The sequence below is a fragment of the Lacrimispora brassicae genome (assembly GCF_054772055.1).
Genome location: NZ_BRYH01000015.1, coordinates 24,709 through 46,917, shown reverse-complemented (window position 1 = coordinate 46,917; position 22,209 = coordinate 24,709). Strand labels below are relative to the sequence as shown.

The following is a 22,209-nucleotide window of genomic DNA, read 5'->3' as shown; positions in this document are numbered from 1 at the left end:
ATACCCTGAGGTCCCTGAGCGCCGGTAGCGCCGGTAGCACCAGTTGGTCCGGTTGGTCCCTGTACTCCCTGAGGTCCCTGAGGTCCTACTGGTCCCTGAGCGCCGGCAGGACCCTGTGGTCCTTGTGGTCCCTGAGATCCGGTTGGTCCGGTTGGTCCCTGGAAGCCTCTTGGTCCAGTTGGCCCAGTTGGTCCCTGAGAACCTCTACAACCCTGAGGTCCAGTTGGTCCTTGACAGCCTCTGGGGCCGGTTGGGCCAGGGCAGCCTCTGGGCCCTTGTGGTCCAGTTGGGCCGCAACAGCCGCATCCATTGCAGCCGCGATTTTCGTCCCAATTTCTATAATTATTCATTATAATTCCCTCCTGTTAAGGTGTGATATTGTGATTTTCTGCTTATAAGCATTTTGTACAAGATTGAAATCGGAATATAAAGGGCTTTCGAACTCCTTTATACCTTATCATATGTATTAAATGACAAGTTTGTTAGAGAATAAATCAACTTAATAATATCATCAGGATCACTGCATAACAGAGGGGAAATACTCCGGGATAATTGTAGGGAGATCTGTAAATTGACAGAGATGTGCAAGTGACTGTAAGGTTAAAGTTTGTCTTACAGATCTAAGGATATGAAGAATGACAGGGCGTTGAGAAAATATTTCTGATAAGGGGGGAGGGCTTGCAGGGAATAAATATAGATGATTTGAAATGTATCAATAGCAGGTCCTGTTGGTTATGCATTTTTGATATGTCATGGATTTTAAAAGGCAGCAGGGTGGCTTTTACTTTGGACAGAAAAAACAGCGGCTACATAAAATACTCCTTTTTGATAAGAATGTCAATGTTACAAATCTTATCAAAAAGGAGCCGCCCATTATAAACATACAAGTCATTTTTCGCTGCAGATATAAGGTCAAAAGAACTTTCATATTAGATGCCGGTCAATAGATATTAGCTTTTATTTCATCAATCAAAGCATTTAGTCCCAATGCATTGCAATCGTTAATGAGTCCCATGGTGATAAAGCTGCTGAAGAACTTTTTCTCCTCTTGTTTATTATTCGTATTCAATGCTTGAGTCACATTTTCGATCAAAGATAAAACTTCTTTATTGAGTTCATTGTTTTGAGTATAGTGCATAAATAATTTTTGCAGTTCTTTGATTATTTGGTCATTTACTCCGCCTGCCATGATATTCAGCGTCTGGTTTTCAGAAGGAGGTTCCTTTACTGTTTCTATGTCGTCAATAATTTTTCCATCGCCAACAAAACTGATTTGAAGTCTTGATGCCATGCTGTTTTTGGAGACAAGATCACTGATCAGGTCGTAGACGTGACTGGTAAATTCTTCGTTATTAGAAACAAAAGAATAAATTTTACCGGAACTGGTTTCAAAATTAATGCCTTTGTAGCTTTTTTGTATCCTATTCCAGTACAGCCAGATCATGGGGTACAGGATAAGAGCCAGCAGGATGCCAATGATATTTCCCGGGATGGTACCGGATAAAGCGATGAGTAATAAAATGAAAACCAGATGGACAGGGAATGCATTGTCAGGACAGCTTCCCATCCATATATGAGAAATATTAGCGGTTTTGATCATGTGATCTTCCCATCTAATCGTATTTTCTTCAATCGTCATAGTAGAATCTTTAAATCTTATATTCGTTTGATTTGTCATGAAATTCTCCTCTAAACAATTTCGCTGTTATTTTCTATGATAGATGCAATGAGAACCGGATTTGTGATCATAATGGTGCCGGTAGTATCGAAGCTCATAATTTCTATATATACACTGTAATTGCAGCAACTGCATCCTATGGAATCACAATCACAGGCAGTGAAAGAAAAGGTATTTGTTTCCCCGCTGTTCTCATTTCTGCTGTAAACCAGACTGGAGCTGACAGGGGTCGAAATTGTCTGGCCGTTTCCTCGTTTAAACAGCTGGAATCTAAGATGCATACGGGCGCTGGTGGTAGCGATATTACAGGAATAATTGAAGTGGATTAAAAAATTCCTGTAGCTGTAGGTATCCAGGTTTAGCGAAGCTACGATATATGTAGCGTTTTTATCTGTGTTTTCAGGTAAAATAATTCCTCCTAAATCAGAGCTCTTTATTAGAACCTGGTTTGCAGGAGAACTTTTACAGGAACTTTTCTGATCCTCTTGTACTTGCTGGCTGTTGATGTCGTTTTTGGGCTCAGTAGGCTGAGGATTTCTATTCACTGCATTATTATTGGGACGATTGGGGCGATTGGGATAATAGGGACGGCATGACATGCCGAATAAGCGGTTATACATAATGGCCACAGCTCCTTATTGGAAAGCTCATAGATAGAGCATTCAGCCGGATTTAGCCAAACACCCTATCTATGAGAAAAAGTTAGTTTATGCAGCTATCGGACATACAGCCCCTTGTACCCATCATTCAAAACCGGAATTAAAAGCAGTCGTTATCTACGATGATTGCGGAAAGGGATGCATTGTTAATAGCAGTAACGCCTACCGTAGCAACGCCGGCAACCGTAGCGATCACGCTGTAAGTGCAGCAGTCATCGTTGCAGATATCACAGTCGCAAACGAAGAAGGAGAAGGTGTTGCTATCAGTAACAGCAACAAGCCGTGAGAAAGTCCAGATAGATCCAACGGGAATAGGAGTCAACTGGCCTTTGCACTGTTTGAATATCTGGAAGTTCAGGGTGATAACAGCAGCGGTCGTTACGATGTTACTTGCAAACTCAAATTTAATGCATGGATTTCTTAAACTTTTTGAATCCACGTTTACAGTAGCCAGAGTAAAGGCAGCGCCGGCAACCGTTGCTAATGGCAGTGTTACGCTGCCCTGGCTGCCGCATTTTAAAATTGTTCTGTTGGGTTTAAGGTATTTTTTTGGCCGTTCGCATGTGCAGTTGCACGTGCATTCCTGGCAGTCATCATATTCGCATTCACATATTCTCATATCAAGATCATTCATGATGTGGCCTCCATTTTGTTTAATAAATTAGGAATATTTCGTTATACCATCATGGTATACTACATTATATTATCAAGAAATAAATGTGCTACAAATCAGTAGACAATATCTTGTACGATGTCATCTCTTTGTTAAATGGAGGGTATCTATAGGCTTCATATTTGTATAATTCTACGGTAAAACTTCACACGTAAGCAATGGCTCTCCGTTCGTAAAAATTAGAAACGCTGCTTTTGGGGATTACCGGATGATTAAAGTCAGATCTTTGTTTTCCATGGTGACCAGTAACCGGTATACATCATGCTTCCATGAAGTTTTCAGGCGTTCATCGGTGATGGGGATCACCTCTTTCTGTATTTTGGATGCACCTTCAATGAGGAAGCTTCCTAAACTGCCCACCTGAACAGTGTTTCCCCTTACAAGGGGTTCATCATAGAACATAAGAGACAAGACCGGGCATGGAAGGTCTCCTTCGTAATGATCGGATATGATGATTTCCTTTCCTTTATTAAGTACAGCGTTCCTGGTATAGGATCTGATCCGTTCATCCGGGTAAGCGGCAGCCAGATCCATGGAGATGCGGCAGTTTAAGGTTTCTAATTGGTGTTTTACATTTTCCGCCCGGTAATCAGCCCCATTCTTTTGCATGATCTGGGTTTCTCCGTCAAAAAAGGTGGGGAGGTTATGATAGCAGGACTGCATGGTCCAGATGTCATAACGGTCTTTGGAAAAGGTTTTCTTTGTATAAGTCTCCACGCCCACGTCTATAAACATAGGTTTTCCATCCTTGTAAATGGTAAAGCTTCCCGTGTCGTTATGATTGTGGCTGTCGTCATTATCTCCGGCCTTTACTGCCAGATAAAGATGCTCATCCCTTGCCATGAAAAGTCCCACGCTTTCATACCAGAAATCCCGATGGACAATGGGGGATTTGGCAAAGGAGACCATTTCCCTGTGGGTAAAGACTGTCTGCAAACGGTAAAACAGGTTATGTTCCCCTGCTGTCAGTGGATCTTCGCTGTTTTCGTAATCCCATGCGGCAAAAGACATAAGCTCTCCGTTGTTGGTCCTCTTGCCAAAGAGGAATTCCCTGGCTCCGCACCGTCCGGCAATGGGAGAGCAGTCGGCGAAATTCACATAATAGATGTCATCGATGTGGGCGGTCAGGATATAAGAAGCAATGTTTTTGATTTTCCCTGTGTCATATGCAGGAAGAAAGGCATTGTCTGAAATCCCGTTTAAAACCTCCAGGCAGTTAAACAGGCAAAGCCCCGCGTGACGGTAATACTGGGCGCCTTCGTCGCAGCAGCCGTCTTCCCCGTATTCTGCCAGAAAATAGTCAATGCTTTTACCTGCCTTTTTCAGTATGTTCTCTCTTTGAATCTGGGGGAGTTCTCTTGTAAAGGCGGAGAGAAGCACGTTCTGGGTACACCAGACCGTCCAGTTGTTCATATGGCTGGTCCCGTCACCCATCCACCAGAAGTGTTCATTAAGATATGGGGTGAAGATCCGTTCATTGAGATTTTTATCAATCATCTTTGAAAGGAAGGGAGTGACGGAACAAAGCTCCTGCCTTAAAAGATATTCTGCAACGGCCAGTATTGAAGCGGTTTCCACTGCAAACAGATCAATCACAGGGCGGGTGACATCGGGAAGGATAAAGGGAGGCGTGTCCCTGATGTAGGAATTGTGGGCAGGAAGCTGCCAGGCATTTTCCTCGCAGATCAAATAGAGCCCGTTGATGATGTCATCAAGGAAGCGTCCCTTATATTCTGCACATTCAGCCAAGACCAGGGCATTGAGAACGGTCCTTCTTAAAAACAGCTTGTCCTGAAAACGGCTTCTGTTCCCATTTCTTGTAAATTCCATGTAATCAACGGCTGTTAAGGAAGGATAACTGTAATTTAAAAAGGCTTCCCCGTTTTTAATGAGGCGGTTTTTAAGATCCTCCGGCAGAGAATCCCAGGAATTCCGGTCATAAGCCTGAGGAAAGGGGGTAAAGCAGGACAATGGTTTCTTTTGGTCATTTGCAAATTCTGTAATCATGATAAATACTCCTTATTTGTTTCCGTCAGGGTTGACGGTATTTTGCTGTATAAATTCCCGGGGAGAAAGCCCGGTAACTTTTTTAAATACTTTGCTGAAATAAAAGGCGCTTTCAAAGCCCAGTTGGTCGGCTGCCTCATAGATTTTCACATCCTGTCCCATAAAAAGGGTTTTGGCCCGGTTGATCTTTGCCTGGGCAATGTATTCCGAAAAACCGATCTGGCAGTTTTTCTTAAACAGGATGCTTAAATAATTGGGGCTAAGTCCGAATACCCCGGCCACTTCGTTTAAGCTGAGCTTTTCCGATATGTGGTTGTTGATGTATTTTTGTACATTGGTGATGACATGAGCCTTGTAGGTTTTCCGTTTGGACCGCAACACCTCACAAAGGCCGTCCCGGAAGACGGTCATCCATTCGATGGTCTGCTCCACATTGGTAAAGCGGTAAATGGAACGGTAGCCGTCACTGTAGGAGGAAAAAATCTCCGCCATATTTGCCTCTCCGTCGGGGAGAAGGGAAAGAGCCAGGTAAAGGATGTTGCAGGCCCCGTCTGCCGCCTGGGAAAACCGCAGGGGATGGGCTTCAAACAGCTTAATGATTTCAGTCATGGTGCGGTATAATATCTCCGTGTCAAATTCATTGAAGGCTTTGGTTATCTCATTTTTAAATACGGAGATATTAAAGGCGTTACGGATAGAGACCGCATCACTGTCGGTGAACATCACTATGGGCTGCTCTGAGGAGGTCCGTCCAAAGGCCTGGCGGGCTTCCTGGTAGGACTCACTGATCTTCATGGGCTGGCTGACCGGGGTCCCGATTCCTGTGAGAACGGTTACATTAAAATAGTTGCGGATCATATCGGCAGCGTTGTAAAAGGCATCAAAAACAGCTTCTTTCTGAAAATCTCCCGGATCAGGGAGGTGAAATACCACGGCAAAGTGCTTCATATCCAGGCTTACCACATAGGCGGGAAGATGCCTGCTGATGATTTCCTTTGCCATCTGCAGGGCGCTGTTATAAAGGTTCATGAGTTTTCCGTGATCCATATCCTTAAGGACTTCCTCCCGGATCTGGCAAAAAGCGGTAAAATAACAGGTTTCCGAAAAATCCAGACGAAGATCCCTGGACTGGAGTTCAAACTGCTCCTCGCTGTCAAAAAGGTTATGCAAAAGCCGCATAAAAAATTTTTCGTAATAGCTCTGTAAAAGAGGCCTTCCTGAATCCTTATATTCCATGGAGACTTTAAGGGTTTCCAGACGGGAGAGGGCTTTTTTTACACTCACCTCCAGGGCATTTGCGTTTAATTCCAGCTTGATTAAATAGTCTACTGCTTCATAGGCCATTGCTTCTTTGATGAGCTGGAATTCCTCATAGCTTGTAAGAAAAATAAACAGGGGGATCTTTCCGTAGGTTTCCCGGCAGGTCTTTGCCAGGGTAAGGCCGTTCACAATGGGCATGCGGATGTCGGTAATGACAATTTCCGGGGAATATTCTGCGATCATTTCCAGGGCATCCTTCCCGTTTATGGCGGTTCCGCAGATTTCAATGCCATAATCCCTCCAGTTTAACATGGATTTTATCCCGATCTGAACCAATGGCTCGTCATCGGCAATCAATAATTTCGTCATATATATCACCTTTCGGCTATTTGTTTTCTTGAATAAAGAGCATAAGGTATTAAAATGGTCATGGTGGTGAATTTGCCCGGACAACTGTTAATGGTGATTCCGTATTCCGGACCGAAATCATATTGGATGCGCCGGTTCACGTTGCTGATTCCCACATGTCGGAAGAATTCTGTCTTGTTCTGGCCATCAGCTTCCTGAAGGAAAACCTTGTTTATGGTGTCCTGGGACATTCCGATGCCGTTATCTGTTATGTCGATCCTCAGGGCCTTTTTTGAACCTGGATTTTCACTCCTGACAGAAACCGTGATCCTGCCTGCTGTTTTCGCAGGCTCTATTCCGTGGAACAGGGCGTTTTCAATAATGGGCTGGAGGGTAAAGCGGTGGATCTCACAATCGTATAAGTCCTGAGATTCAATGAAATATTCAATGGTGACGCTGCCGCCATAACGGTATTTCTGGATCAGAAAATAATCCTTTACCAGGTCCAGCTCTTCCCTTAAGGGGATCATGGAGGCGTTCCCTTTTGAGACATTTTTTAAAAGCCTTGCAAGGGCAGTGGTCATATCTGCGATTCCGTCTGCATTTTGAATGGTTGCCATCCATTTAATGGAATTTAGGGTATTATATAGGAAGTGAGGGTTAATCTGGCTTTGAAGGATCTGGTATTCCAAGTCCTTTTTCTGCTTTTCGTCAGCTACCCGCTTTTCCATGAGGGTGATGATATTTTCCGACATGTCATTGATTCCCCGTCCCACCTGTCCAAGCTCGTGATTCCACTCAATGGCAGTATCCCTGGAAAAGTCTCCGGTGGAGATATTATGGATCTTTCCGCTGAGTCTTTGAATGGGTTCCATGATGATCTTATTTAACAGGAAGGCCAGAAGCACGCCCAGGGAGACAATGGTAAGGCAGATTCCTGCAATGAAAAGGGTGTATAAGTTTTTCTGCTGCTCAAACTGCTGCTGGGAAAGCACCTGAGACAGGCTCCAGCCGTCCATACCCTCAATGGGATGCTCCACCAGGATCCGTTTTTTTCCATCGTTCATGGAAACGGAGAAGGCCTTTGTTCCTTTTGACTGGGATTCCTTTCCGGAGAGTTTCACCGGATGGCTGTAGGGCAATTCCGTTTCCTTTAAGCCTTTTGAATCAAAGCCATAGTTTTTTTCTTCAATGGTAATAAAAAGCATACTGTCCTCAGGAAGAGGATAGGAGGCCAGATAATCGGTAAAAAGCCGTGAAGAGATTTCCACATAGGTCCAGCCAATGATCTCGGAATTGAATTCATTGGAAATCGGACGGACAATGGGAATGAACTGTTCCCGGTTTATATTGGAAAAGGGGTCCTTTACCAGGCCGATCCAGAGAAAGTCATTGGCATGATAGAGCTTTTCAAAAAAATCTTTATTCCTGATGATCCTGGCCCCATAGGAGGAAGTGGAATTGGCCGCAGCCGCCACCTGAAGGAAATTCCTTTCATTGGAAGAAGAAACGATGACCCTGGACATGTATTCATTGGACCGGGTGTTAAAATATTTATAATATTCTTCCTTTAAACGGCTGTGGGAGGAAAGGGCCATGGGACGCAGGTTATCAAAATCCCTGGTAGCCGTAGGAAGTTTTGGCTGGTCTTTAAAGGCTTCTAAGTAATCCAGTATGGCGCTGTTGGAACAGCACCATTTGCTGAAATAGATAATATCCTTCATATCTGCCCCAATGTTATTGCTTACGACTGAAAGGCTGAATTCCACAGACTGAATCTGGTTTTTTCTTAAAAAGGACTGGAAAACCGAGAAACAGACAGTTGTGGTGAGAACAGTGATGAGCAGCGTAATGGCTGCCGTAAGAATCATGATTTTGCCCCGTATGGTTTTGGGGATGAGCTTTTTCCACATGATAAAAACATGTCCCTTCTTTATAATGGATAGACTATGGAAATGGTTTTTATATCTAAAAGGTAGCCTATTTGCTGTAAAATGTCAATGAAAAACAGACTGCTTTTTAAATACAACCATGTCAATTTGTATACAAAAGAGAAATTTTACTGTTTATCATTAAAAAGTGCATGTTTTAACAAAGTGTAAAAAAAATGTGAATAAAAAGTGAATATTATGAAAGATAAATTCCATTTTTAAATACCAGGTCCGGCGTTATAATTTAACCATGTAAATCACATGGAAAAATGTGGGGTTTACTGAAAACAAAATCAAATCAGGAGGGAATACAATGAAAAAAAGAACACTGAGCATTGTTTTGGCATGTGCCGTGACGGCAGTCAGCCTGGCCGGATGCAGCGGCGGTTCCAAGGAAACCACGGCAGCCGCAACAGAAGGCACAACAGCGGAGACAGCAAAAGCTTCGGGGGCAGCAGGAGGGCAGACCACATTAAAATGGTCTGTGTGGGATATCGGCGCCACAACCTATTATCAGCCCCTTATTGATGCTTTTGAAAAAGCTCATCCGGATGTAACGATTGAAATGGTTGATTTAGGATCCACCGATTATCAGACCGTTCTGGCGACAGAACTTACCGGAAGCGGCTCTGATTTTGACGTGGTTACCGTAAAAGATGTTCCCGGCTATATGACTCTTGTGAACAAAGGCGTGTTAGAGCCGCTGGACAGCTACATCCAGTCTGCAGGGGTTGACCTGGCACAGTACAAGGGCCTTACGGACCAGATCACGGTTGACGGAAAATTATATGAGCTTCCCTTCCGCAATGACTTCTGGGTCTTATTCTATAATAAGGATATCTTTGATAAAGCAGGTGTTTCTTATCCTGCCAATGATATGACGTTTGATCAGTATGACGCTTTGGCAAGAAGCCTGACCGTTGACACTCCAGGACAGGAGGTTTACGGCTCCCATTACCATACATGGAGATCAGCCGTACAGCTTTTCGGCGTTCTGGACGGAAAGAACACTATTCTGGACGGAAACTATGAATTCTTAAAGCCATATTATGAAATGGTTTTAAATGAGCAGGAAGACGGGGTGTGTCAGGACTATGCTACCTTAAAGACCAGCGGCTTACATTATTCCGGCGCATTTGCCCAGGGAAATATTGCAATGATGAACATGGGTACATGGTTTATCTCTACCTTAATGGATAAGATCCGCACCGGCGAGTACACAGACTGCACCAATTGGGGAATCGTAAAATATCCTCATGCAGAAGGGGTAGAGCCAGGCTCCACCCTTGCCAACATTACCTCTTTGGCAATTCCGGCCAATGCTCCTCATAAGGATCTTGCATGGGAGTTCATAAACTTTGTAAGCGGAAAAGACGGCGCTGAGATCCTTACATCTACCGGTACCATCCCGGCTGTTATGAACAATACGGTTGCTGATTTAGTATCCAGTGCAGAAGGATTTCCAAAGGATGACGGAACCAGTGTGGAAGCTCTTAACCCTTCTAACTTATACTTAGAGATGCCTGTAAATCCAAAGAGCTCCGAGATCGAGACTGTTTTAAACGAAGCTCATGACGCCATTATGACAGGCAGCATGTCAATCGATGACGGCATTGCACAGATGGATGAAAAGGTAAGCGCCATTCTGGCGAAATAACAAGCCAAACAAGACAGATTACAGAGGCGGGCAGCAAAAAGCCCGCCTCATTTAAAGAAGAAATACAGGAATATCCGTTTGCTTCATCAGGATGTAAAAATGAGAAAAGGAGGATAAGCCGTTTCATCTGGCTTTATATAGAGTATGGCTAAGATAATAACAGAAGCGCAAAAACAGGAAAAAATCGCGGCACTGAATGAGAAACGGGAAGCCTTAAGCCTTTTATTAAAAGAGACTGAAGGGACCCGGAAGCGCGACGGACTGATTGCGAAGATCGAGACAATAGATGAAAACATAAAAAAGGTACGGACAGGGGAACGTTTTACACGTCAGGAAAAGAGGGATCTGGTTGCCTATTCCTTCATTGTTCCCAATTTTATTGGATTTGCGGTTTTTACACTGGGCCCCATTCTGTTTGCCTTTGTCCTGGCATTCATGAAGTGGGATGGCAACAGCCCCATGGAGTTTGCAGGGCTTAAGAATTTTTTTGATATGCTTGGAAGTGCCAGATTCCGGGCGTCCTTTACCAATACCATTGTATACTGTATTGCAACGGTTCCTCTGACACTTGCCTGTGCCTTAGGCCTGGCCGTGGTCTTAAACCAGAAAATAAAGGGAAAGAATTTCTTCCGTACCGTGGGCTTTTTCCCTTATGTGGCATCTCTGGTAGCGGTAGCCGCCGTTTGGAATATGCTCTTCAGCCCCCAGAAAAGCGGTCCGGTGAACATGCTTCTTTATCACCTGGGGGTTCATGCAAAAAGCCTTCCAAAATGGTCCGCAGATCCCCACTGGGTGATGTTTACCATTGTATTGTTCAGCGTGTGGAAAAATGTGGGCTACTACATGGTCATCTATCTGGCCGGGCTGCAGGGGATCAATGGGGAGCTGTATGAAGCAGCAGGCCTTGACGGCTGCAATTCCTGGCAAAAGTTCCGCTACATCACCTGGCCCCAGCTTCAGCCCACAACCTTCTTTGTGACCATTATTCTGACCATTAACTGCTTTAAGGTTTATGACATCGTATACATGCTGGCAGGCGGTTCCAACGGCATTGTAAGCTCTCAGGCAATGGTCCTTGTTTACCACATTTACGAAGAGGCGTTCCGCAACTGGAATTTAGGCTATGCAAGTGCAGTAGCCATGGTACTGTTCTTAATGGTGCTTGCCATTACGCTGGTTCAGTTCCGTGGCGAGAAGAAATACGCCAACTGAGAAAAGGAGGACAAGAAATGAAAATAAAAAGCGTAAATTATAAAATCAGCAGATGCCTCCTCTATGTGGTCTTACTCCTTCTGACAGCCGTTATGCTGATTCCCTTTGTATGGATGATGTCGGCTTCCTTAAAGCTGGATAAGGACGTATTCATTTTCCCCATTCAGTGGATACCGGAAAATCCCCGATGGCAGAATTACCTGGATATCTGGACGAAGATACCGCTTATGACCTTTGTAGTGAACACAGTGAAAATCACACTGATTGTTACCTTTTTACAGCTTTTAACCAGCAGTTTTGCAGCCTATGCCTTTGCAAAGCTGAAATTCAAATACAGAAATATCTTATTTGCGGCTTACATAGCCACCATTGCGGTTCCGTGGCAGGTGTATATGGTCCCTCAGTTCATGATGATGAGAAATTTCGGGCTGAATGATTCCCATCTTGCCATCATCTTCCTCCAGGCCTTCTCCGCCTTCGGGGTATTCATGATGCGCCAGTTCTATCAGGGGATCCCTGATGAACTGTGTGAGGCGGCCAGAATCGACGGCATGAGCGAATACCAGATCTATGGAAAGATCATGCTTCCATTGTCAAAGCCGGCTCTGTCGACCCTGACCATCTTTACCTTTGTCAATACCTGGAACGATTTTTTAGGCCCCCTGATCTATCTGAAAACAGAAGCGAAAAAGACTCTGCAGTTAGGACTTAAGATGTTTATCAGCCAGTACAGCTCTGAATATAGCCTGATCATGGCTGCGTCAGTGCTTTCCCTGATCCCGGTTCTTATGGTATTCCTGTCCCTGCAGAAATATTTTGTGGAAGGCATTGCAGCAACCGGAGTGAAAGGATAAGAAAATGGAAATCGTAAAGAATTTTGTGGATAACATCCATAACGAGGCTTACAAGGACAGCTATCATACCCCCTGCCCGGAAGCAGAATCCTATGTGATTCCAGGCGGCAGGCAGGAAGCGGGAGAAACCGGCCTTTTTGGTCATGAAGGAATATTACGAGGAGGTAAGAAACGGTGAACAAACAGACGGAAGCTCTTCTTAAGGGAAAACCAGAACTTACAGAGGCAAGGTGCCGGAAGGCCATGGATTTTGCCGTGGAGCAGGTGAAGGGGAACTTAAAGGAATTTACGAAGTCTTTTAAAAAGGCATACAGCGAAGATGGATTTTACAATCCAACCCCTAATGTGAACTGGACCACCGGCTTCTGGACCGGACAGATATGGCTGGCTTATGAGTGGAGTAAGGCAGAGGAACTGAAAAGAGCCGGACAGATTCAGTCAAAAAGCTTCTTAGACCGGATCCGCCGGAAAGTTGAAGTGGATCATCATGATATGGGGTTTTTATATTCCCCATCCTGTGTGGCCGCTTATAAGCTTGTGGGAGATGAAAGGGCAAAGGAGGCGGCGGTCAAGGCGGCAGACCAGTTGATCAGCCGTTTCCAGCCGGTGGGGGAATTTATCCAGGCCTGGGGGCCCATGAACCAGGCGGAAAATTACCGCTTTATCATTGACTGTCTTTTAAATCTTCCTTTATTATACTGGGCAACAGAGGAAACCGGAGATCAGAAATACCGGGAAACAGCGGAAAAACACATTCATACGGCCATTGCAAATGTTATAAGGGAGGATTATTCCACCTGGCATACGTTTTTTATGAACATGGAAACAGGGGAGCCGGATCATGGTGCTACCTGCCAGGGATACCGGGATGGCTCTGCCTGGGCCAGAGGTCAGGCATGGGGAATCTATGGCTGCGCCCTTGCCTGCCGGTATACCAGACGGCCGGAATACTTAGAAGATTTCAAGCATGTGACAGGATACTTTTTAGACCACCTTCCCTCGGACCTGGTGCCTTACTGGGATCTGGAATTTGGCGAAGGCTCTGAGGAACCGAGAGATTCTTCCTCTGCCTCCATCGCTGCCTGCGGAATGCTTGAAATGGCGAAATATTTAAATGAATCCGATGCTGCCTTCTACACTTCCATAGCAAAAAAGATCATGGAATCTGTTGTGGAACATTACGCAGTAAAGGATTTGAAGGAATCCAACGGACTGGTGCTTCACAGCACCTACTCCAAGAAATCCCCTTATAATACCTGCACCCCGGAAGGGGTGGACGAATGCAACATCTGGGGAGATTATTTCTACATGGAGGCTCTCACCAGGCTGTCTAAGGATTGGAATCCATATTGGTAATAATCGAAATAATTCGAAAAGAGGCGAATATAGATGAAACTTGAAACAAAGCAGGATTTCCAGAAATGGATGTTCCAGGTGTTAGACCCTTTAAAGCCATTGTACAGTGAAGGATGCGCCAGGCTTTCTCTTGGAGACAGCGGGGTAACATATCCAAAGGTGAGCATAGAGATGGAAGCCTTTTCCCGGCCCTTGTGGGCCTTGGTGCCCTTGTGGCTGGGGGGAGGCAAGGGATTTGAGGAGATTTACCAAAAAGGCCTTACAAGCGGAACGGACCCCTCTCACTGGGAATATTGGGGCGGGTTTCAGGATTATGACCAGCGGTTTGTGGAGATGGCAGCCATAGCAAGCGGCCTGATTTTTACCCCGGAAAAATTGTGGGAGCCTTTAAGTGAAGAAGGAAAGGAAAACCTGGCAAAATGGCTTTACGGGATCAATGAATACATCATACCTGACTGCAACTGGCAGTTTTTCATGATCCTGGTAAACGTTGCCTTAAAAAAGCTGGGCTGCCGGTACAGTGAGGAACGGTTGGCTTTTGGCCTTGAAAAAATCGAAAGCTATTACATTGGGGATGGCTGGTACCGGGATGGGGCATCCAGCCAGAAGGATTATTACATTTCCTTTGCCCTTCATTACTATGGGCTGCTGTATGCGGTGGCAATGGAGGAGGAGGAACCGGAACGGTGTCTTAAGTTTAAGGAGCGGGCAAAGCGGTTTGCCGGGGATTTCCTATACTGGTTTGATGAAAACGGGGCTGCCCTTCCTTACGGAAGAAGCTTATCTTACCGCTTTGGAGAAGCGGCGTTCTGGTCTGCTTATGTATTTGCAGGGCTTGAGGATATATCCCCAGGAGTTGTAAAGGGAATGATATCACGCCACTTAAACTGGTGGCTGGACCAGAAGATCTTTGACCGTGACGGCGTGTTGACCATTGGATACGGATATCCGAACCTGATCATGGCGGAGCGGTACAATGCCCCGGGGTCCCCATACTGGGGGATGAAGATTCTTTTATGTCTGGGACTTCCTGATGACCATCCCTTCTGGACTGCAAAAGCGGAAGAACTGCCAAGGCTGGATCCGGTAAAAATGATAAAGCAGGCGGACATGGTGATGCACCGTCATGGTAAGGATGTGGTGGCCTATCCGGCAGGAGTATGTGAAAAATACGGGCATGGCCATGTACCGGAGAAATACTCCAAGTTTGCTTATTCCACCCGGTTTGGCTTTTCCGTTGCAAGAAGCCAGATCGTGCTTCATGAAAATGCTCCGGATTCCTCCCTGGCTTTTGTCATTGACGGGGATGATTACGTGTTTGTCCGGAAATACAGTGATTCCTATGAGGTCTTTCCTGACAAGGTGGTCAGCACATGGCATCCGTTTCCCGGAATCAACGTCACATCAACGGTCATTCCAAAAGAGTACGGACATTTAAGGATCCATGAGATCCGCAGCCAGTATGACTGCACTGCCTATGACTGCGGCTTTTCCATGGAAAAATTTACGGAAGGGTATAAACAGAAGGCAGAGGGAAGCACTGCTTCCATATCTCATAAAAATCAGGGCTGTACTGTATCAGGGGAAGGCCCGGAGGCAGCAGGCATGGTGATCGAGGCTGATCCCAATACCAATGTGCTTTATCCCAACGGTTCCATACCGGCGGTTTCCTATGGTATTAAAAAAGGGGAAACCGTGCGGCTGGAGACAAAGGTGGAGAGTTTTGTATTCTAAGATGATACGTTGATTTTAATACTTTTTCGCTGTATAATAGGTTCAGGAACCGATGGCAGTGAGGAGGGCGAAAGAAGATGTGGATGAATAAAAAGCAGAATTTAAAGGCTTCTTATTATAACAGCTTTTTCGCCCTCATTGTCATCCCCATTCTTTTTATTATCTTACTGTCCATCCTCATTATCCGCACCATGATGGTGGATTCTGCAGTTTCCAACATCCGGCGTGCCCAGGACAACATTGCATCTGCCCTGGGAGGCGAGGTAAAGGATGTGTCCCTCCGTTTGTCCCATTTCGTATATGTCAATGACAATGAAGTCATAAAAAACGCAGCAAAAACCAATACAAAAGATGTGGCTGAAAAATACCGTTATACCAAGATCCTGACCGAATCCTTTCATTATGCCATGGTTCCGGTGCAGGACATCCTGTCTGCCGTATTTTATATGAAAGACGGAGATCATACCTACATGAAGGATGACATTACCCTTGACAGGGAAGAATTGAAAGCCTCCGCCTGGTATCAGGAAGCTTTGGCAGAGCCTAACGTGGTAAAGGTGGGCTTTTATGACCGCAGTGTGACCAATTCCAGAAGAAATGCCTATACCCTGACCATTGCAGCAGGCCTGTCTCCCGGAATTGATGTGGACCGGGACGGGGTCATAGAGATGACGGCGCTGTTTACATCCTCCCAGACCGGGTGGATGATAAAGGATTATAATAAGGAACAGGTTCTGGGATCCACCATGATCACGGATAAGTCAGGAAATGTTATTTTTGACGCAGAAGATACCATGGACCTTTTGCCCTGGTACATTTCCATGGATCAGCCAAAGTTTCGGTACCGGGCAAACGGCAGACAATATATGGGTGTGGTGACCGAAGAGCCGGTGACAGGCCTTAAGATCATCAGTGTGGTGGCATATGAGACCTTAACAAGAAAATTTAACCAGACAGCGGCTGTCATTGTGGCGGTTACGATCATTCTGTTTGCGCTGTTTTACCGTTTTTCCAGCTATTTTTTAAAAAGCATCATTGACCCCATCCACCAAACGGTTGAAGGCATGAAACGGGTGGAAGAGGGGGATCTTCTGGTTCAGGTGGAGCCAAGAGGGCAGCCGGAGCTGCGCTTAATGATCCATTCCTTTAACCGCATGACAAGACGGCTGAAACATTTGATGCAGGAAAATGAGGAGCAGCAGCAAAAAAAGCATGAGGCGGAAATCAGGGCGCTGCAGTCTCAGATCAACCCTCATTTTCTGGTGAACTCCTTAAACTCTATCCGGTTTATTGCCCAGATGTCAAAATATGAGTCCATTGCCCGTATGGCGGAAGCGCTCATTAAGATATTGTCCTGTTCCTTCCGGAGCAATGGGGGATTTTATTCCTTTAAAGAAGAACTGGAGATTTTAGACAGCTATATCTATCTGATGAAAATCCGTTATTCCGACGGATTCGAGATAAACTATGACATAGAGGAAGCCTGTCTTTCCTGCCTGGTTCCCCGGCTTATTCTGCAGCCTGTGGTGGAAAATTCCATTGTCCATGGCTTCAGCGGTCTGATGGATGAAATGGGAAAGCTCTGGCTGACGGCCCATGAGGAAGGCGGTTTTCTTTCTATTGAGATCCGGGATAACGGAAAAGGGATGTCCGAGGAAGAAATACGCCGGATCATGAGCGGAGAAGAGAAAAAGAAAGGGCAAAAGGATTATGTGAGCATCGGGATCACCAATGTGAAAACCAGGCTGGCCCTGAATTACGGACAAAGCTGTATATTTGAAATGGAAAGCGTGGAGGGACAGTTCACAAAAACCTTCATCCGTATACCTATAAGAAGAAAGGAGCCGGAAAACCAATGAGAAATGTCCTGATCGTTGACGATGATACCATTGTCCGGATCACCCTGCGTTCTCTGATCAATTGGGAGGAGATGGGGTATCATATTGCCGCCGATGCCATTCATGGTCAGCAGGCATTGGAATATATAAAGAATCATCCGGTGGATCTGGTGATCACCGATATGAAAATGCCGGTTATGGATGGCATCGGCCTTTTGGAGGAATTGAACCGGTTAAAAACCATGCCTGCAGTACTGGTTTTAAGCGGCTATGACGATTTTAAGCTGGTTCGGGATGCCTTCCGCCTGGGGGCCAGTGATTACCTTTTAAAGGCCGGATTAACAGAGGAGACCCTTGGATCCATGTTGAAACGCATGGATGAGGAGGTCTTTCAAAATCACGGAGGAGAAACAGGAGGAGAGAAGGACCCGGTCTCAACAATCCCGGATTCTTCTCTTCTTGCGGACATGGCCGTGGGAAAACGGTCCCTGGAGGAATCCTTTTTTCAGCAGGAATATCTGGTGATACAGTTTGAAATAGAGGATTTCCATAAGGTGTCGGCCCGGTTTGGAGAGGATTTTGAAGAAGAGCTGATAAAGCCCATGTTAGAACTGGCCGGCCAGATCCCCAGGGTGGCCTCCCGGTGCATTCTTGGAGCAGTGGCGCCTTCCCGTTATATTATGTTGTACCGTATAACCGATCCGGGGCAGTACATGGAAAATTCGGTTTCCGCCTGCAGACAGTTATGCAATGTATGGAAGCATTTTATGAATCTTTCCGTGTCCGCAGGGATCAGCAGTCCGGGAAATGGGTCAAAGGATTTCTTAAACCGGTTTGAAGAGGCCGGGGAGCGGCTAAGACTTAAGTACTTAAAAGGAAAAGCAAAAATCTGCGATCCATGGGAAAGGGATGTGGTTTCCTTTGAGGAGGTCCGGCAGACAGAACAGGAGTATGAACGGCTTTTAAAGGGACTGATGGTAGGCGATGAACTGGCCGTATGGTCGGAAAAGAAACGGCTTTTTTCCGACCTTTATAAACTGGAACTAAAGGCTGCCAAAGGGGTCTGCCTCCGTATCATCTGCAGCGTGGCCTGGCAGCTTTCGGATAACCATGATGATATTACCGCCCTGTTTGTGGAAGAGGTCAATTATTATGTGAAGATCGGCCGTTTGGATGAAATGAGAAGCCTGGAATTATGGTTGAATAATTTTTTCCGCTGGATCATGGACTATAATGCCCATCAGACGGACCGGAGGCAGGCGGATATGATGATCCGGGCAAAGAGGTTCATTATGGACAATTATGCCAATCCGGAACTGACACTGGGAAGCGTGGCAGGCTTTGTTGGCCTTAATGAAAAATATTTCAGCACCAGATTTACAAAAGAAGAGGGAATGACCTTCAGCAATTATCTGACTGAGGTCCGCATTCGAAAGGCAAGGGAGCTGATGGAAACAACGGATTTTAAAATTTATGAAATCAGTCAGAATGTTGGCTATAACAGCGTGGAACATTTCACCAGGGTGTTTAAAAAGCTGTGCGGAGTGAGCCCGGGAGGGTACCGGAAATGAAGACCTGACAAAACATCAAGTTTTCAAACCATATCTCATGGAGAAGGTTGTTTTGAAATGATAATATAGTTATCAGAAATCACTTTTCACTTTTCGGATTTCTGATAAAAGGCAGTGCTTTTTACTGCCGTCCATTTGATTATGAAAGCATCTTTTTGTTTTCATAATATAATATCATCAAAACAAGGGAGGTATTACAGCAATGAGAAAACGAGTGTTGGTTTTGGGACTTTGTGCAGCAATGGCAATGGGAACTGTAGCCGGATGTTCCCCATCAAAGGGAACGGTGGAAACCCAAAAGGAGGAGACCACGGCCAAAGGTCAGGATGAGGCTTCTACAGAAGCAGGAAAAACAGGGGCAAAGGAAGACCTGGAAGGAAGTCTGGTATTTGCCATCTGGGACAATAACCTGATGGATTACATTGATGAAAATGATATGATTGGGAAATTCCAGGAGAAATATCCCAATGCTGAAATTGAAGTAGAAAAGATCAAGGATGATTCCGAATACTGGAATGCCATGAAGATGAGAACCTCGGCAAACCAGCTTCCGGATGTGATGTTTAACAAACCATTTACCTTATCCAGATTTAAGGATTACCTGGTGGATTTGTCCGATCTGGAAGCAGCGAAAAACAACGAGCTTGCCTCCGGGTATGCTATGGATGGCAAGGTTCTGGGAGTTCCCCTGACAGCGGGCTATGAATACGTTTATTACTGGAAGGACATGTTTAAGGAAGCCGGTGTAGAGGTTCCCACCACTTGGGAGGACTTTGAAAAGGCAGCTCAGACCCTTCAGGATCATTACGGGAAAAATGACCCGGATTTCATGGCAATCGCTCTTGGAGCCAAGGACGAATGGCCGGATTATCCCTTTATGGAATTTATGCCGGCACTTCAGGGCGGCAATGGACAGAACTGGAACGACATGGCAAAGTCAGACGCTCCCTTTGCAGATGGAACGGACATCAACAAAGCGTACAATAAGGTAAACAGTTTATTCACCAAGGCTGTGTTCGGCAAAGATCCTCTGGGCATGGGCAATGACCAGGTAACCTCTTTGTTTACCCAGAAAAAGGCGGCCATCATTGCTCTTGGAGACTGGGGCTTACAGAACATTCAAAACGGTACGGACGATGTTTCAGAACTGGGTACCTTTTATCTTCCGGTAAGAGATTCAAAAGACGATCCCTTCCGCGTTATTGTACAGGGTGATTCTTTTATGGGAGTGACCACTCACAGCAAGAATCCGGAGCTGGCAAAGGCTTTTGTAGAATGGTTCTACAGCGAAGACTGGTATCCGGGATACATCAACTATGTGACCAGTGCTTCCTCCATGAAGAACTTCCCCAAAGAGAAAGATCCTATCCTGGCCCAGTCGGATGAGCAGCAGCCGGATAAGGAACTGGTAATGTATGACGGCGGCGGAGACGACTTCCAGGCGATCCAGAACGAGATCGCATTTGATTATAAGAAGCTGGGATCCCAGATGTTTACTAACGGTTTTGATCTTAAGGCGGAACTGGATGGGCTCAATACAAAATGGGCACAGGCCAGAACCAAGCTGGGAATTAAATAAACAGAATGGAAAAGGGGGCAGGGTGATGGAATCCTGTCCCCTTTTCCTCCAAGGACTTATATCAGGAGGCTTCTATGAATTCACTGGAAAAACAGAAAAAAAGGTTTATTGTATGTTCCCTCGTCGTTCCGATAGCATTGCTCATTGGCTTTGTGGTGTTACCGGCCTTTGACTTGATCCGCATGAGCTTTACAAACTGGGATGGATATTCCAAGACCTACGATGCCATTGGTTTTGGTAATTACACTGTCATGTTCCGCAATAAGGACTTATGGCTGTCCCTCCGAAACAATGCGGTATATTTTTTCGGACATCTTCTATTCATCCCTATTGAGCTGATGTTCGCTGTTCTTTTGACCTCCAGGCTCAGGGCGGCAAAATTTTATAAGACCATGGTTTTTATGCCATATATCATCAACGGAGTCGCCATTTCCTATGCTTTTTCCTATTTCTTTTCTCCTATTAACGGAGCATTTGATGAGATATTGACTGTATTTCATATGGAAAGCCTGATCAGGAACTGGCTGTCAGACCCTAAAATCGTCAATTTTGTCCTGACCTTTGTTTCTTTGTGGAGGTTCTCCGGATATCATGTCATCCTCTTTATGGCAGCCCTCCAGTCTCTTCCCCAGGATGTACAGGAAGCGGCCAGAGTGGATGGGGCCAATGCATGGCAGATGTTCCGGTACGTTCAGATACCAGCCATTATGCTTATGGTGGATTTTGTCCTTTTCGACAACATCCGAGGCGCCCTTCAGGTATTTGACATTCCTTATGTCATGACCAGCGGAGGGCCGGGGTATGCTTCTTCCACCTTTACCCTTTACACCATTGATACGGCCTTTAAATACAGCAACTTTGGCCTTGCTTCCACCATGGCGGTGGCTATTATGGTCATGATCGTTGTCATTTATCTGGTCCAGAACAAGATCATTCACGGAATCATTCTGAAAGGGGGAGAAAAATAAGATGAAAACACGTACAATGGAACAAGGCTTCAAACAGATCATCTGCATGGGCATGGTCCTGATCGTTCTGGCGCCTATTGCTTTGACTCTGTTTGCAGCGTTTAAGACAAAGGCGGATATGGTAAACATATCCCCCCTGCTTCTCCCGCCCATGGATAGAATCACCTTTTTGAACTTTAAAAAAGTGCTGGGAGACAAGTATCTGTTGATCGGCTTCAAGAATACGGGCATCATACTGGCAGTCAGCATTCTGTTTAATGTGCTGTTTGGCACCATTACCGCGTTTATTCTGGAACGTTTTGAGTTTAAGCTTAAGAAGGTGATCATGAGCCTTTTCTTCCTGGGCATGCTGATCCCCAGCTTTGTAACGGAAATTGCCAGATTTAAGATTATAAACAGCATGGGGCTTTACAACACCCTTGGGGCGCCTATTGTGATTTATGTGGCGTCGGACCTGATGCAGCTTTACATTTACCGGCAGTTTATCTCTACCCTTCCGGTATCTCTTGATGAAAGCGCTCTTTTGGATGGCTGTTCCTATTTCGGCCTGTTTACAAGGATCATTTTCCCCTTGCTGGCGCCTGCCACGGCTACGGTGATCATCATCAAGGCCATTACCATTATCAATGACATGTACATCCCATACCTGTATATGCCAAAGAACAGGCTGCGGACCCTGACTACCTTTTTGATGAATTATGCCAATGCCCAGCAGGGGTCCTGGCAGAAGCTGGCGGCCGGTATCATCATCATCATGCTCCCAACCATCCTGATCTATATCTTTTTCCAGAAATACATTCTGGCAGGAATTGCCTCTGGGGCAGTAAAGGAATAAAAGATACATAAAATCGTAAAATATGCAATGGATTCTTGAATCACAGTCG

General features: G+C 45.4%; 17 protein-coding genes and 1 pseudogene. 11 read left to right on the top strand and 7 right to left on the bottom strand.

What is annotated here, in order from left to right:
- The 7 genes and pseudogenes from ACYVD3_RS09220 to ACYVD3_RS09190 all read right to left on the bottom strand — a co-directional run.
- Positions 1 to 350, bottom strand: a pseudogene (locus ACYVD3_RS09220) (collagen-like protein); the annotation flags it as partial.
- A gap of 590 nt (positions 351 to 940) precedes the next feature.
- Complete coding sequence (locus tag ACYVD3_RS09215) at positions 941 to 1,678, bottom strand: DUF6232 family protein (protein ID WP_460642220.1); 738 nt, start codon at positions 1,676 to 1,678, stop codon at positions 941 to 943.
- Positions 1,679 to 1,689: 11 nt separating this feature from the next.
- Positions 1,690 to 2,298: a DUF4489 domain-containing protein gene (locus ACYVD3_RS09210; protein ID WP_460642219.1), complete on the bottom strand. Its 609-nt coding sequence runs from the start codon at positions 2,296 to 2,298 to the stop codon at positions 1,690 to 1,692.
- A gap of 139 nt (positions 2,299 to 2,437) precedes the next feature.
- The gene (locus ACYVD3_RS09205) at positions 2,438 to 2,971 is read right to left on the bottom strand and encodes a DUF4489 domain-containing protein (RefSeq protein WP_460642218.1); all 534 of its coding nucleotides are present in this window, start codon (positions 2,969 to 2,971) and stop codon (positions 2,438 to 2,440) included.
- 240 nt (positions 2,972 to 3,211) lie between these two features.
- Positions 3,212 to 5,017, bottom strand: a complete 1,806-nt coding sequence (locus ACYVD3_RS09200; protein ID WP_460642217.1) for a heparinase II/III domain-containing protein — start codon at positions 5,015 to 5,017, stop codon at positions 3,212 to 3,214.
- A 12-nt stretch (positions 5,018 to 5,029) separates the two neighbouring features.
- Positions 5,030 to 6,646, bottom strand: a complete 1,617-nt coding sequence (locus ACYVD3_RS09195) for an AraC family transcriptional regulator (RefSeq protein ID WP_460642216.1) — start codon at positions 6,644 to 6,646, stop codon at positions 5,030 to 5,032.
- A 5-nt stretch (positions 6,647 to 6,651) separates the two neighbouring features.
- Positions 6,652 to 8,538, bottom strand: coding sequence for a cache domain-containing sensor histidine kinase (locus ACYVD3_RS09190; RefSeq protein ID WP_460642215.1), 1,887 nt, complete (start codon positions 8,536 to 8,538; stop codon positions 6,652 to 6,654).
- A 331-nt stretch (positions 8,539 to 8,869) separates the two neighbouring features.
- Here ACYVD3_RS09190 and ACYVD3_RS09185 point away from each other — a divergent pair, with 331 nt between their 5' ends.
- The 11 genes from ACYVD3_RS09185 to ACYVD3_RS09135 all read left to right on the top strand — a co-directional run bounded on the left by ACYVD3_RS09185 (position 8,870) and on the right by ACYVD3_RS09135 (position 22,160).
- Complete coding sequence (locus ACYVD3_RS09185) at positions 8,870 to 10,213, top strand: ABC transporter substrate-binding protein (protein ID WP_460642214.1); 1,344 nt, start codon at positions 8,870 to 8,872, stop codon at positions 10,211 to 10,213.
- Positions 10,214 to 10,357: 144 nt separating this feature from the next.
- A complete protein-coding gene (locus ACYVD3_RS09180) occupies positions 10,358 to 11,425 on the top strand; it encodes a carbohydrate ABC transporter permease (RefSeq protein ID WP_460642213.1) in 1,068 nt (355 codons plus the stop codon).
- A 17-nt stretch (positions 11,426 to 11,442) separates the two neighbouring features.
- A complete protein-coding gene (locus ACYVD3_RS09175) occupies positions 11,443 to 12,279 on the top strand; it encodes a carbohydrate ABC transporter permease (protein WP_460642212.1) in 837 nt (278 codons plus the stop codon).
- Positions 12,280 to 12,283: 4 nt separating this feature from the next.
- A complete protein-coding gene (locus ACYVD3_RS09170) occupies positions 12,284 to 12,457 on the top strand; it encodes a hypothetical protein (protein ID WP_460642211.1) in 174 nt (57 codons plus the stop codon).
- A 65-nt stretch (positions 12,458 to 12,522) separates the two neighbouring features.
- On the top strand, positions 12,523 to 13,635 hold the full coding sequence (locus tag ACYVD3_RS09165; protein ID WP_460642221.1) for a glycoside hydrolase family 88 protein: 1,113 nt from the start codon (positions 12,523 to 12,525) through the stop codon (positions 13,633 to 13,635).
- 33 nt (positions 13,636 to 13,668) lie between these two features.
- Positions 13,669 to 15,369 (top strand): DUF2264 domain-containing protein, encoded by a 1,701-nt coding sequence (locus ACYVD3_RS09160; RefSeq protein WP_460642210.1) that lies wholly within the window; start codon positions 13,669 to 13,671, stop codon positions 15,367 to 15,369.
- A 77-nt stretch (positions 15,370 to 15,446) separates the two neighbouring features.
- Positions 15,447 to 17,228, top strand: a complete 1,782-nt coding sequence (locus tag ACYVD3_RS09155) for a sensor histidine kinase (protein ID WP_460642209.1) — start codon at positions 15,447 to 15,449, stop codon at positions 17,226 to 17,228.
- Positions 17,225 to 18,778 carry a response regulator transcription factor gene (locus ACYVD3_RS09150; protein WP_460642208.1) on the top strand — a complete coding sequence of 518 codons (1,554 nt, stop codon included), beginning with the start codon at positions 17,225 to 17,227 and terminating at the stop codon, positions 18,776 to 18,778. The genes ACYVD3_RS09155 and ACYVD3_RS09150 overlap by 4 nt, the downstream gene beginning before the upstream one ends.
- Positions 18,779 to 18,980: 202 nt before the next feature.
- Complete coding sequence (locus ACYVD3_RS09145) at positions 18,981 to 20,357, top strand: ABC transporter substrate-binding protein (RefSeq protein ID WP_460642207.1); 1,377 nt, start codon at positions 18,981 to 18,983, stop codon at positions 20,355 to 20,357.
- A gap of 74 nt (positions 20,358 to 20,431) precedes the next feature.
- Entirely contained in the window at positions 20,432 to 21,325 is an 894-nt protein-coding gene (locus tag ACYVD3_RS09140; protein ID WP_460642206.1) for a carbohydrate ABC transporter permease, read from the top strand.
- Between the two features lies 1 nt (position 21,326).
- Entirely contained in the window at positions 21,327 to 22,160 is an 834-nt protein-coding gene (locus ACYVD3_RS09135) for a carbohydrate ABC transporter permease (protein ID WP_460642205.1), read from the top strand.
- Positions 22,161 to 22,209 lie beyond the last annotated feature (49 nt).

What these genes read in the sequence shown, in the direction of transcription:
- ACYVD3_RS09190 (WP_460642215.1), bottom strand. Translation starts at nt 8,538, where the DNA reads ATGTGGAAAAAGCTCATCCCCAAAACCATACGGGGCAAAATCATGATT.
- ACYVD3_RS09210 (WP_460642219.1), bottom strand. Translation starts at nt 2,298, where the DNA reads ATGTATAACCGCTTATTCGGCATGTCATGCCGTCCCTATTATCCCAAT.
- ACYVD3_RS09145 (WP_460642207.1), top strand. Translation starts at nt 18,981, where the DNA reads ATGAGAAAACGAGTGTTGGTTTTGGGACTTTGTGCAGCAATGGCAATG.
- ACYVD3_RS09140 (WP_460642206.1), top strand. Translation starts at nt 20,432, where the DNA reads ATGAATTCACTGGAAAAACAGAAAAAAAGGTTTATTGTATGTTCCCTC.
- ACYVD3_RS09200 (WP_460642217.1), bottom strand. Translation starts at nt 5,017, where the DNA reads ATGATTACAGAATTTGCAAATGACCAAAAGAAACCATTGTCCTGCTTT.
- ACYVD3_RS09155 (WP_460642209.1), top strand. Translation starts at nt 15,447, where the DNA reads ATGTGGATGAATAAAAAGCAGAATTTAAAGGCTTCTTATTATAACAGC.
- ACYVD3_RS09175 (WP_460642212.1), top strand. Translation starts at nt 11,443, where the DNA reads ATGAAAATAAAAAGCGTAAATTATAAAATCAGCAGATGCCTCCTCTAT.
- ACYVD3_RS09160 (WP_460642210.1), top strand. Translation starts at nt 13,669, where the DNA reads ATGAAACTTGAAACAAAGCAGGATTTCCAGAAATGGATGTTCCAGGTG.
- ACYVD3_RS09185 (WP_460642214.1), top strand. Translation starts at nt 8,870, where the DNA reads ATGAAAAAAAGAACACTGAGCATTGTTTTGGCATGTGCCGTGACGGCA.
- ACYVD3_RS09165 (WP_460642221.1), top strand. Translation starts at nt 12,523, where the DNA reads ATGGATTTTGCCGTGGAGCAGGTGAAGGGGAACTTAAAGGAATTTACG.
- ACYVD3_RS09205 (WP_460642218.1), bottom strand. Translation starts at nt 2,971, where the DNA reads ATGAATGATCTTGATATGAGAATATGTGAATGCGAATATGATGACTGC.
- ACYVD3_RS09150 (WP_460642208.1), top strand. Translation starts at nt 17,225, where the DNA reads ATGAGAAATGTCCTGATCGTTGACGATGATACCATTGTCCGGATCACC.
- ACYVD3_RS09195 (WP_460642216.1), bottom strand. Translation starts at nt 6,646, where the DNA reads ATGACGAAATTATTGATTGCCGATGACGAGCCATTGGTTCAGATCGGG.
- ACYVD3_RS09215 (WP_460642220.1), bottom strand. Translation starts at nt 1,678, where the DNA reads ATGACAAATCAAACGAATATAAGATTTAAAGATTCTACTATGACGATT.
- ACYVD3_RS09135 (WP_460642205.1), top strand. Translation starts at nt 21,327, where the DNA reads ATGAAAACACGTACAATGGAACAAGGCTTCAAACAGATCATCTGCATG.
- ACYVD3_RS09170 (WP_460642211.1), top strand. Translation starts at nt 12,284, where the DNA reads ATGGAAATCGTAAAGAATTTTGTGGATAACATCCATAACGAGGCTTAC.
- ACYVD3_RS09180 (WP_460642213.1), top strand. Translation starts at nt 10,358, where the DNA reads ATGGCTAAGATAATAACAGAAGCGCAAAAACAGGAAAAAATCGCGGCA.